We start from the raw sequence: 12486 nt of genomic DNA, 5'->3' as shown, positions 1-12486 counted from the left end.
GATCCGGCAGGCAAAGAGGGACTCAACCGCGTCATGACAGCTTTTTTAATCCTGTCATGACATCTGTGACAAACATGCGTTTAGATTGTCTTGAGCAGAGGGGTGTAACCGCTTTATCATAAGGTTACAGAGAAACACACGAAAGAGACGAGGAGGAAACAATATGAGTGAAAAGCAGCAAGCTGGTTTTCGTGCCCGGGTGCAGAAGTTCGGCAGCTTTCTAAGTAGTATGATCATGCCGAACATCGGCGCATTTATTGCATGGGGTCTTATTACCGCTTTATTTATACCAGATGGATGGTTCCCAAATGAGGACTTAGCCGAAATGGTCGGTCCGATGATTACCTATCTCCTTCCATTATTGATCGGTTTCACAGGTGGACGCCTTGTGCACGGTCTGCGTGGAGGAGTCGTCGGTGCGACAGCCACGATGGGGGTTATCGTTGGGGCAGACATTCCGATGTTCCTTGGAGCCATGGTTATCGGTCCATTCAGTGGACTGGTTATCAAATATGTAGATAAACTGTTTGAAGGAAAAGTAAAATCCGGTTTTGAAATGTTGATCAACAACTTTACGGCCGGTATTGCCGCAGGTATTCTGGCTATCGTTGGTTACTATATAGTCGGCCCGGTTATGGCTGGTCTGACAAATATTCTTGGAAGTGCGGTTGAATTCCTGATCGGCGCTGGACTGCTTCCACTGGTCAACGTCTTTATTGAACCAGCGAAGATTTTGTTCCTGAACAACGCCATCAACCACGGAATCCTGAGTCCGATTGCTGTGGATCAGACGCAGGATCTTGGTAAATCGATTCTCTTCCTGCTTGAGGCCAACCCAGGCCCTGGACTTGGTGTCCTGTTAGCCTTTACGATTTTTGGAAAAGGTGTTTCCCGTCAGACAGCACCGGGTGCTGCAATCATCCACTTCTTCGGTGGTATTCACGAAATCTACTTCCCGTACATTCTGTCCAAGCCAGCTCTGCTTCTAGCCGTTATTGCTGGTGGTGTATCAGGTACAGCAACCTTTGCCGCTCTTGATGTCGGGCTGACAGCTGCATCGTCCCCGGGTAGTATCATCGCCATCGGGACTTTAACAGCACGTGGAGATCTGCTGGGAGTAATCGCTGGTGTATTGATTGCCGCTCTTGCTTCCTTCCTTGTCGCTTCCTTGATTCTGAAGCTGAGCAAGAAAGATGAGGAAGACGATTTGAACCAGGCGACTGCGCAGATGGAACAGATGAAAGGGAAGAAGAGTTCTGTTTCCGGCCAGTTGACGAAGGACGAAGAAGCAAATGAAACTTCTACAGAGGAAGCTCCTTCTGGAAATACAGAAGAAGTTCCATCTGTACGTGAAGGGGATATTGACCGGATCATCTTTGCCTGTGACGCCGGCATGGGATCCAGTGCAATGGGAGCCTCCCTTCTTAAGAACAAATTCAAAAAAGCAGGAATCAGCATCGATGTGACGAACATGGCGATCAATGACCTGCCATCTGATGTGGACATCGTCATCACGCACAAAGATTTGACAGAGCGCGCGATGCAGCGTGTACCGGAAGCGCATCACATTTCCGTGGATAACTTCCTGAACAGCCCGCGCTATGATGAGCTTGTCAATGAACTGCAAAATGATGAGAAGCCTGAAGAATTCCAGGAAAAAGCGCAGCCTGCGCCATCTGGAAATACCGGAGAGGTTCCAGCCGTGGATGAAAAGGAAATTGACCGGATCATCTTCGCTTGTGACGCCGGTATGGGATCCAGTGCAATGGGAGCCTCCCTTCTTAAGAACAAATTCAAAAAAGCAGGGATCAACATCGATGTAACAAACATGGCGATCAATGACCTGCCATCTGATGTGGACATCGTCATCACGCACAAAGATTTGACAGAGCGCGCGATGCAGCGTGTACCGGGAGCGCACCACATTTCCGTGGACAACTTCCTGAACAGCCCGCGCTACGATGAATTGGTCAATGAATTGAAAGAAGACGAATAAGCACGAAGAAAAGGAAGCCCACGCGGCTTCCTTTTCAGCTTGTAGAGAAACCCCTGTTTCTTTACAAGCTTTTTTTCTTACCGCCAGGAGCTCAAGCCCCTTCCCTTTCCGCGGACGAGCGCCCTAGCTTCCTCGCAAAACCCATGATCGGGGTCTCGGACCACTCGTTCTACCGTAGGAGTGGAAGGGGCACCGCTCCTTGGGGATTCTTTAAAACGCTTATCCTTGCTGGATGGAGGGCAGTCTTTTTCATATTCCGGCAGGCAGGCGTCAACGGCGTCTGTTCTTTTCCACGCAGGCGGCAACAGCGCAGCCCGTGCCGTTCTTTTGAGTATGCGAACCTGCTTAGTGCACAATCTTCCTCCTATATGTTCTAATGTCGGCAGGAGGAGCGTTCGGTGATGGTGCCTGCGGGAACAGCACGCGTCTGGTCCATCTGTGAGCGTTCTGCTGGATGAGGGTCTCTTTTTTAATTTTGTCACAGTCCTTGTGACGAGAGTGGGTTTACTTTCTGTTGAAAACCCTTACGAATGGGGATAAGATGGGGGTATAGATAACAAACTAATTAAATATTGTCAGCGAGGGAGGTGAGGCAGATGTATGTGACGGCCCGTGAAAGGAAGATTTTAGAGCAGCTTTTTTCTGGGGAAGAAAAAGTGACGATCAAGCGTGTAGCCGATGACCTTGGAATCAGCACACGAACCGTCCACCGCGATTTGAAGGGGATTGAACAAGCGTTGCAGGATTACGGACTGCAGTTATCCAAGCAATCGGGAGGCCTGCTCGCTCTGGAGGGTCCTTTTGAAAACCGCCAGCAGTTTAAACGGGAGCTTCATCAGCAGGAAACCGTGGATTATACGCCGGAAGAACGCCAGGTGCTTATTTTATCGAAGCTGTTGGAATCACGGGAGCCCGTGAAATTGTCCGCTTTAGCGGCGGATCTGGGAGTAACGTCAGCCACCGCCAGCAATGACCTTGATAAAGTGGAACACCATTTAGAAAGTTTTGATCTTACACTCGTCCGGAGGCGTGGGTACGGGGTGGAAGTCAAGGGAGCGGAATCTGGTATTCGTAAGGCAATCAGTTCACTGATCATGAAACATTTGAATGAATTGGATTTATTCTCGATTCTGCAGCAGAATATGCAGGCCGAAAAAAAGCCTGTGTCTTCCATTTCCGGTCAGGTGCTTGAATTTGTACAGCCGGACAAGCTGACGCAAATTGAAACCCATGTCGATCAACTAAGGGACAAACTGCATTATCCACTGGCTGACAGTGCCTATATCGCTCTGGTCATCCACCTTGGACTGGCCATTGAACGGATTCAATACGGAGAAATCATCCATATGGAAGAAGAACAGCTGGGTAAGCTCCGGCATTCCAAAGAGTTTGAATTTGCCAGGGAACTGACACGGATGCTGGCGGATGCGTTTCAACTGGATATCCCGGAAGCGGAAACGGGTTTTATTACGATGCACTTGATGGGAGCCAAAGCGCGGTATGACCGTCATTCCGTTCTTGAAGATTCCAATATGAGCATAGCGTTCAAGACGAAACAGCTGATCACAGAAGTTACGAAACGGACAGGTATCCAATTCCAACAGTCCGACCGCCTGCTCCACGATTTGGTGGCCCACTTGAAGCCGAGCTTATACAGGCTTCAGCACCAGATGGGGATTGAGAACACGTTTACCGATCAGATGATGGAGGATTATCCGGAGCTGTTCGTTCATACCGAAGAAAGTCTTGCTCAAGTTTTTCCTGATCTTTTCTTTCCGAAAGAAGAAATCGCCTTTGTCGTCATGCATTTTGCCTCAGCCCTCTTAAAACTTGAAGGCAGAGGAGGACTAGACGTTCTCGTTGTCTGCTCAAGCGGCATCGGGACGGCTAAGATCCTGGCCGCCAAGCTTCAAAAACGGTTCAATGAAATAGAAACCGTTGAGCACCGCTCTCTTTTTGAGTTGAAGGATATGGAGAACGGGAATTATGATGTTGTGGTTTCTACAATTGAACTCCCGGATATCGAAGACTATGTCAGGGTAAGCCCGGTGCTGCCGCAGAAGGATGTTCATAAGCTGGAGCACACCATCCGGCGTGTCCGGGTGCTGCAGCATTTGAAAGAAGCGAAAAAGGTCCCAGCGCCCTCTGAGTCCCCTGTAAACTTCGGGCAGGTGAGAGATAAGCTGAAAAGCTTGAGAAGCTATGCTGATGTTGTGGACAAGCTGCTGGGCCGGCTGGCCGCATTTCAAACAGGTGGATCTGATATACAGGAAGTACTGACCTCCATGACCGGCGATCTGGCTGCAGACGGCTTTATTCCAGACGGCCCCGCTGTCCGGAAAGCTTTGTTGGAACGGGAGGAAAAAGGTGGGCTTGCCATACCTGGTACCTCCCTCGCGTTGTACCATACACGCAGTGGGGTGGTTGAAGAGCCGTCCTTTACCGTCCACTTTACCGAGCAGCCGGTCGAAGCAGTCGATATGGGAGGGGAACCGGCCGGCGTCCACACGATCCTGCTTATGCTTGCACCGGCGGATATGAGCAGGGAAGGCCTGGAAACATTGAGTTACTTGAGTTCGCTGATTGTTGAGGATGAAGAATGTGTGGCTGTTCTGGAATCCAGAGAGGAAGACACCATCGTCAATTACCTCAGCACGAAGCTTTATGAATATTTACAAACTAAACAATAAGGGGAGAATGAATGATGTCTAACAACATTTTGACAAAAGGAAACATTGAACTGAACCAAACACTGGGAACGAAAGAAGAAGCGATCCGTTACGTAGGCGGCATTTTGAATGGCCAGGGGTATGTAGAAAAGTCCTATATCGATGAAATGCTGAAGCGTGAAGAGCTGACATCCACATACATGGGTAACTTTGTAGCCATCCCTCATGGTACGGAGGATGCGAAGAAAGCGGTACTTGAAACAGGCATCAGTGTAGTGACGGTACCAGAAGGGGTGGACTTCGGAGACGGAAACATCGTGAAGCTGTTGATCGGTATTGCCGGGAAAGGCGATGAGCACCTTGAAATTCTTTCTCAAATCGCGATTGTATGTTCAGAAGAAGAAAACGTTCAGAAATTGATTGAAGCGGAAACCAAAGAAGAAGTCATTCAAATGTTCAGCGAGGTGGAATAACATGAAGGCCGTTCATTTTGGAGCAGGAAATATCGGCAGAGGGTTTATCGGAGCTCTGCTGGATCAATCAGGATTTGAAACGATTTTCGTTGATGTGAATGAAACGTTGATCGATCAGTTGAATGAACGCCGGAGTTACACCGTGGACCTTGCTGGTTCATCTGAATCTCTTGAAGTGAACCATGTATCTGGATTGAACAGCATCAAACAGAAGGAAGCGGTCATTGAAGCGATTGCTGAAGCCGATCTGGTTACGACAGCTGTAGGTCCTCATATTCTTTCAGTCATCTCAGGCCTGTTGGCTGAAGGCTTGAAGCAGCGCGCCGGGAACAACGGTGGGCCCGTGAATGTCATTGCCTGTGAAAACATGATTGGCGGAAGTGAATCATTGAAAGCCTCTGTCCTTGAGCATCTTCAGGGAGATGAAGCGGATGCTGTCCTTGAAGAAACAGGATTCCCGAACGCAGCGGTCGACCGTATCGTTCCGGATCAATCCAATGAAGATCCTCTTGCTGTTAAAGTAGAACCTTACTATGAGTGGGTGGTGGAAACGCCGGCCATCAAAGGGGAGCGCCCGGATGTCGAAGGCATTACGTATGTCAATGATCTAACGCCATACATTGAGCGGAAGTTGTTTACTGTGAACACAGGACATGCGGTTCCAGCTTATCTCGGCTATTACTATGGTCATAAGACGATTATGGAAGCAATGAATGATCCAAAAGTGAAGGATGTTCTTCGAGGCACACTGGCTGAAACAGGGGCCGTACTCATTGAGAAGTACGGGTTCGACAAGGAAACACATCAAGCGTATGCCGATAAGATCATCGGACGCTTTGAAAACCCGGACTTGTCTGATGAAGTCACTCGTGTCGGCCGGGCACCTAAACGGAAGCTTGGGCCGAAAGACCGCCTGATCCGCCCGGCTGTCGAGTATGCCGAACGCATGAACGAAGAGCCGGCTCACCTGGCGGAAGTCATTGCAGCTGCCCTTCTGTATGATTATAAGAAAGACCCGGAAGCAGCTGAACTTCAGGAAGAATTGAAGAACGAAGGGCTTCCAGCCACATTGGCCCGCACCTCCGGCCTGGATGCCGGCCACCCGCTCGTCCAGCTCGTAGAACAGAAATACAATCAAATGAAGGCATAAAAACAACCTCCGCCCGGCGCGTAAGCCCGGCGGGGGTTGTTTTTATATCCGGTCCCTGCGCTCCTTATCGGATATGAGCGGGCAGGTCGCACAGCATTTGCGTTTATCCGCATTATGAAGCATATATTTCATACAGCAGTGCCGGCGGACATAGGTTTCCCTGCCGTCCTCAGAGGTGTACCAGCGAAAATTGAAGAAGAGGGGATTGCGTTCACCTTCTTGGAACAGCTCGTTTGATGTGAACCAACGGAAAACCTTTTCCAGTTCCTCCGGGTCCACCCCCTCTTTTTCCAGGGCACACATGCGTTGATGCAGGTTATGGGATACGATGGAACGCATATGGGCCGCCTTGCATTTGGAGACATGGGCGGCAGTCTGGAACAGTGGCTGCAGATGATGTACGATGAACGTATGAATCTGCTCTTTGACATATGCCTCTGATACGTCCTTGACGGCGTGGACACGGTTTTCGGGAAGGATATAGTTCATGGCGTTTTTCTCTTTGGTCTCAATGCCATAATGATCCGGGTGTCCATCAAGGACCAGGCCGTACCGGACGATGGATTCGAACAGCCCCATAGTGAGGACAGAATACATCTTTCCAAACAGAAGACCGGCGATGGATAAGTTCGGGGCGTTGAGGTTACCTGCCTGTAACGTAAGCAGTTCCTCAAGGTCTCCGTTGTTTTTTATCAGGTTTCCCACATGGAAGGAGACACGCCCGGAGTGCTCCGTACCGATATAAATCCTATGATTTTTTTGGATATGATCGAATGCAGTCTTCATAAATATGACTCCTACATGTAAATGTTATAGTGATAATCATTATCAAGTATAAAATATTTTTCCGCGATGGACAACAGGGGAGTACGCACAGAAGTGGACGAAGAGGCATTTGACGTTGGAAGAGCAGAAGAGAGGTTATGTCCTTTCATTTGGAGGGAATAGACCCCGGTACAAAAACGAATACCACCCAGAGGTGACATATATGACGGAAATGATCGAACAAGAATATAGAGAAAAGGCGGCGCTGTCCGTGCTTCATCAGCTTCTTCAGGCCATCATACGTGAGCAGGTCTTTCCATATGAATGGATGAAGGAACATGGAGAGATCCATATCAATGCGTACGATGGAAAGATCCTTGTGGTTGTGGAGAGAACCTACAGGCTGGGTCAGCTGGATATCAGCCGTGTCATACATAGCGGAGGTCACGGGACGACATCTGTGATTACAACCCCGGAACAGCTGCTGGATGTGCTTTATTCCCCTGCGGATAGACGGGAAATACAGCGCTTTTGTGATGAAATGGCCAACAGTGCGTCGAATTACGCGCTGGCCCTGAAGGCGGCGGAAGAGAGAAGAAGCGGGGTTGTTAAGGATGCCCGCAGACTGGGAGCCGAAACGATGCTTTCCTACGTGGAAAAAAGAAAGCAGGAAGACGCTTCCTTCAGTCCGCTCGTCTATTTTGAACAGTGGGTGATCCAGGGGCATACGATCCACCCCGGGTCACGTACGAGAATGGGACTGCATCCGGAAGACATCTACGCCTACGCGCCGGAATGGGAGGGAAAGCCGGCTGTTATTCCGGCAGCTGTCCATAAGAGTGTCGTCAAACAGACGCCTATGGGCGGTGAAACAGCCAAGTCTCTGCTTTTCAAGGAATACCCAGGGTTGGAAGATGCCTTTGAAGCAGCCTGCAGCATTCAGGGAGTCAGAGGAGAGGACTATCAGCTTCTTCCTGTCCACCCGTGGCAGTGGGAGCATACAATCAAGCCGTGTTATAAGGAAGTGCTGGACAGTGGCCTTGTCTTCCCAGTCATGGAGTATACCCTTCCTATGGCTGCACTCATCTCTTTTCGGACGCTTGCTCCAGACAACAGTCTTACCCGTCACCATATAAAGACGGCCGTAAACGTACAAATGACAAGCGCCGTCCGAACCGTGTCGGCAGCCTCGACAAAGAACGGGCCCGCCTTATCCCGTCTTTTTGAACGATTGTTGAGTCAGGATGAGGAACTGGCGGAATGTTTGTCCGCCATGAAGGAGCCGGTGGGCCTGCATTATGAGCCCCGGGAGCATTTATCAGATAAGGAAAGATATGAAAAGCAGAAAAACCTGGCGGCCATTTTCCGTGAAAATCCGGAGAAAGGCTTAAGCGGGGATGAAATGGCTGTGCCGGCGGCTGCTCTTGTCGCAGATTCGCCGATCAGCGGCCGGTTAATTGCCCGGGAAATGATGGAGATGATGACGGAATCATCGGCAGAGGCGTTCATTCAAGCCTATGCAGAGGCTGTGCTCCCGCCGATTCTGACCCTTGTGACGAAGTATGGCATCGGGATGGAGGCGCATCTGCAGAATTGTGTCGTCGTATTTTCCAAGGGACGGCCGAAGCGGATCATCCTGAGAGACTTCGGCGGTATCCGGATCATGAATGAACGGCTGGAACGTTTTTTTGATCAGCTTCCGATTGATCCAGCTACCAACCTATTGACGGATCAAGTTGATGACCTTATGTATATCTTTTCCCATGCCCTCCTCCATAATCACTTCGGAGAAATCATTACCGCTCTCTCAAGGTCCGTGGGCGGACGGGAAGATAAGATGTGGGAAGCTGTAACCGGTGTAATTCGGGAGAGTTATCAAAAAATGAAAGAACAGACTTCTATACAACCGGAAGCCGCCGCCGATGAGGCAGCTTTGTTTACCGGTCCATCAAAAATGAAGGCGCTCGTCCAGATGAGACTGACCGGCCAATATACGGATTACCGTTATGTGGATGCACCGAATCCACTGACAGAGGAGGTGGGAAGCCATGATTTTTACCGATATTAAGACAATGCCGCGCCCGATTATGGAGGAGGAGAAGAGTCTCCGGTTTTTAACCAGCCATCACCCCGAACTCGTTCCTTATTTTCATAAACACAGAGAGAGGGGGAGGAAAGGGATCCTGCACAAGCTGGCTGATTCGATTCTGCGTGAGAACATTCAAGAGTTCTTCCAGACAGCGCGGAAAGTAGAAGTCAAAGGAGGAACTCTGCATGTGGATGGAAATCCTGTTTCTGACCATCTTCTGTATGAAGTGCTCAAAAACCAGCCTTTGGAAGAAGAGACCGTCTACCTGCTCGTCTGTCCGCATGACTATGGCGTTTTATTTCCAATCCGTCGGATATCAGCCTTTCACATGGTTGAAACCAAAGAGGAGATCCTGTTTGTTTCCAGTGAGGGCTGCCGGGCTGTCGAATCAGCAGCCGATCTTCTCCACCTTTTATTTTCCGTGGAGGATTTCCCGAACCTTTTCCCCTTCACAAGGGAATTGAACAATGGAACGGCGAATTTAACGATGGCGCTTGCTTTCGATGAGTTCTGGAAGGATGGGGTGAAGAAGGAAGCCCGTGAACTCGGGACGGGCACGTTGTTTTCCTATCTGTCCTCTAAAAAAGGCGAGCCTGGGTTTTCGGCCGCATTATTTTTTGAGCAGCTTGTCGTTGAGGGACATCATTTACACCCGGGAGCTAAGACGAAGCTCGGTCTTTCCTACTCCGATGTGTTCCGGTACTCCCCTGAATTCCATCAGCCGTTTGCTGTCCGGTTTGCTGCGGTGAAACGGGAGGCCCTTATCATGACAGACCCCGGACCTGGTGAGTATTTTAAAGAACAGACGGCCGTTGCTTACGAGGAACTTACAGAAAAAGGGTTTCAGGCGGAGGATTTTGTCATCCTTCCTGTTCACCCTTGGCAGATGGACCATGCTATGCCAGTCATTTATGAAGAAGAGATGGAAAGCGGGACAATCGTTCTGCTGAACCGGCCGTATTTGAATGCCGAAGCTACCTCCTCTTTCCGAACGGTCGCCCCCTGCGGAAATGAACCGGTCATGAAACTGGCCGTCAACAGCCAGATGACCTCGACAATCCGGTCGATTTCCACGCAGACCGCTATGAATTCGACTGTCTTCTCACGGCTGATCCAAGACATTTATGAGAAAGAAACAGGTCTGGAGAATTTTGTTCCTTTAATGGAGCTCGCCGGCGCGGCTTTCCACTCAGACGACCGATTGAAAAGCAGGAATTTGACGATGCTGCTTCGGGAAGACATGGACCACCATTTGCAGGATGGGGAATGGGCTGTGGCTGGCATGGCTCTCTATGCCGAATCGCCCATCAGCGGCCGGACGATTCTGAGAGATATCGTCGAGGAACTGAGCCGCCATGAGCACCTTACGATCGCAGAAGCATCGGAATCCTTCTTCAAGACCTACATTGAAAAAGTGCTCCCCGGCTATCTGAAGCTGATGGTGAAGTACGGCATCGCATTGGAGGGTCACCTGCAGAACAGTATTCCTGTTTTCAAAAACGGACGTCTTTCCCGTTTCTTCTTCCGTGACTGGGGTGGATCACGCATTTACACGAATCGTCTCCGCAGACGTGGGCTTTCTCCGAAGTTTGCAGCTGATTCGGTCAGTGTGACCAACAACTTGTCCGATATGCACCATAAGCTGTACTATACAGTCTTTCAAAATCACCTGGGAGAAATCATCAGGCAGCTGAGTGAGTGGACGAAAGTGGATGAGCCGTGGTTCTGGAGTGAGGTGAAACTTCAGTGTGAGAAGACATTGAACGATTTGGCGGAAGAGGAAGAATCTGCAAAGGCTGTAAAGGAAGACCGTGATTTTTTATACCAGCCGGTTGTGATGCACAAATCGTTGACGAAAATGCGTCTCACAAACAGTCAGGGGTATGGCTACAATGAAGTGCCGAACCCGTTGGGACATCAGGTAGTGGAGGAATAAAACATGGATATCGAGAAAATCATCAATGAAAAGCATCGAGAGACGGAACCCGTATGCGCGTACGTCTATGACTTACAGCAGTTGAAAACCCATGCGGCCTCTCTGAAGGCGGGTCTGCCGGATTTTTGTGAGCTGTATTATGCCGTAAAAGCAAATCCGGACCCCAACATTTTAGAAGCGCTTGCTCCCATCATCGATGGATTTGATACGGCCTCTGAAGGGGAGATGGAGAAAGCGGAAGGAGAACGTCCGCTTCTTTTCGGTGCGCCTGCAAAGAAAGACCGGGAAATTGCATCAGCTGTTGAGAAGGGGATTCGGTACATCAATGTGGAAAGTCTCCACGATTTATATAGAATCAACGAAGCCGCCGGAAATGCGGGGAAAGTGATGCCCGTCCTGCTTCGTGTCAATCTTCGCAAAGATGTGCCGGAAAGTCATCATATGATGTCGGGAACAGCCACACAATTTGGCATCGATGAATATCAGATTCCTGATTGCTTGAACACCGCCGACCGACTCGATCATGTCGACGTGAAAGGTTTCCATTTTCACGCCATGTCCAATAACCTCGATGCCCGGAAGCACGTGGCTTTTACTGAGCTTTGTATTCAAAAGGCCAAGGATTGGGCCGGAACTTTCCAGCTGGATCTGGAAACGGTTGACGTAGGTGGGGGCATCGGCGTCAATTATTGGGACCCGGACGATCCGTTTGACTGGCCGATTTTTGCCGCCGGGCTGCACCAATTAGAAGAAGAAGCGGGAGATCTGACCGTGATCCTGGAGCTCGGCCGTTACATGACGGCTGAATGCGGCTCCTATGTGACAGAAGTGCTGGATGTAAAGGAAAATCACGACAAAGCCTTTGCTCTTGTCCGCGGCGGTTCCCACCACCTTCGCCTGCCGGCGGCCTGGAAAATGAGTCATCCGTTTCGGATCATCCCCGTAGAGAAGTGGGAGAAACCCTGGCCGCGTCCGCATGTGGCGGGCCGGGATGTAACAATTACCGGAGAACTCTGTACGCCGAATGACGTGCTCGTCCGTGCGGAAAAGGTGGATACTCTCCGTGCCGGAGACCTTGTCGTTTTTGAATATGCCGGGGCTTATGCCTGGACCATCTCCCATCATGAGTTTCTAAGTCACCCTGAACCTCAGATGATCTATGTAGATGAATAAAAAAATTCCCCGGCAATAAGAGCATTCAAGGCTGTCGAAAGAGCTTTCGGCAGCTTTTTTTATTTGGGCTCTGTTCAAGCTTGTTATGGGGCTTCAAGTATTTCCAGCCACCGTTGAATTTTGTGTCCGTATTGAATGAGGGCCTTGAAATGGAGTCTTTCGCTAAAGGGCATAGGTTGTGGAAGACTCCGTTACGAGAAATTCTCCTGGGATGTCTTTTGAATAAACTTGAGTT

At 49.9% G+C, this 12486-nt stretch carries 8 protein-coding genes; 7 read left to right on the top strand and 1 reads right to left on the bottom strand.

Annotated features, from left to right (window positions below):
• The first annotated feature begins 163 nt into the window (after positions 1 to 163).
• The 4 genes from GLV97_RS13290 (at position 164) to GLV97_RS13275 (ending at position 6288) form a co-directional block, all read left to right on the top strand.
• Complete coding sequence (locus GLV97_RS13290) at positions 164 to 1996, top strand: PTS mannitol-specific transporter subunit IIBC (RefSeq protein WP_160889850.1); 1833 nt, start codon at positions 164 to 166, stop codon at positions 1994 to 1996.
• Between the two features lie 596 nt (positions 1997 to 2592).
• The gene (locus GLV97_RS13285; RefSeq protein ID WP_160889849.1) at positions 2593 to 4686 is read left to right on the top strand and encodes a BglG family transcription antiterminator; all 2094 of its coding nucleotides are present in this window, start codon (positions 2593 to 2595) and stop codon (positions 4684 to 4686) included.
• Positions 4687 to 4700: 14 nt separating this feature from the next.
• Positions 4701 to 5138 carry a PTS sugar transporter subunit IIA gene (locus GLV97_RS13280; protein ID WP_160841567.1) on the top strand — a complete coding sequence of 146 codons (438 nt, stop codon included), beginning with the start codon at positions 4701 to 4703 and terminating at the stop codon, positions 5136 to 5138.
• Position 5139: 1 nt separating this feature from the next.
• Entirely contained in the window at positions 5140 to 6288 is a 1149-nt protein-coding gene (locus tag GLV97_RS13275; protein ID WP_160841566.1) for a mannitol-1-phosphate 5-dehydrogenase, read from the top strand.
• Between the two features lie 42 nt (positions 6289 to 6330).
• On the opposite strand, the gene GLV97_RS13270 is transcribed toward GLV97_RS13275, so the two are convergent.
• Entirely contained in the window at positions 6331 to 7074 is a 744-nt protein-coding gene (locus tag GLV97_RS13270; protein WP_160889848.1) for a hypothetical protein, read from the bottom strand.
• Positions 7075 to 7276: 202 nt separating this feature from the next.
• Between GLV97_RS13270 and GLV97_RS13265 the strand changes: the two genes are divergently transcribed.
• From GLV97_RS13265 to GLV97_RS13255, 3 genes are read left to right on the top strand one after another with little or no spacing between them, the layout of a single operon-like run.
• Positions 7277 to 9121 carry an IucA/IucC family protein gene (locus tag GLV97_RS13265; RefSeq protein WP_160889847.1) on the top strand — a complete coding sequence of 615 codons (1845 nt, stop codon included), beginning with the start codon at positions 7277 to 7279 and terminating at the stop codon, positions 9119 to 9121.
• Complete coding sequence (locus GLV97_RS13260; protein WP_160889846.1) at positions 9102 to 11078, top strand: IucA/IucC family protein; 1977 nt, start codon at positions 9102 to 9104, stop codon at positions 11076 to 11078. Before GLV97_RS13265 ends, GLV97_RS13260 begins: the two co-directional genes overlap by 20 nt.
• Before the next feature lie 3 nt (positions 11079 to 11081).
• Positions 11082 to 12251: a type III PLP-dependent enzyme gene (locus tag GLV97_RS13255; RefSeq protein WP_160889845.1), complete on the top strand. Its 1170-nt coding sequence runs from the start codon at positions 11082 to 11084 to the stop codon at positions 12249 to 12251.
• Positions 12252 to 12486: the final 235 nt, after the last annotated feature.

The organism is Halobacillus litoralis (assembly GCF_009856355.1).
GTDB classification, from domain to species: Bacteria; Bacillota; Bacilli; order Bacillales; family Halobacillaceae; genus Halobacillus; species Halobacillus litoralis_B.
This window is presented reverse-complemented; position numbering and strand designations above follow the sequence as displayed.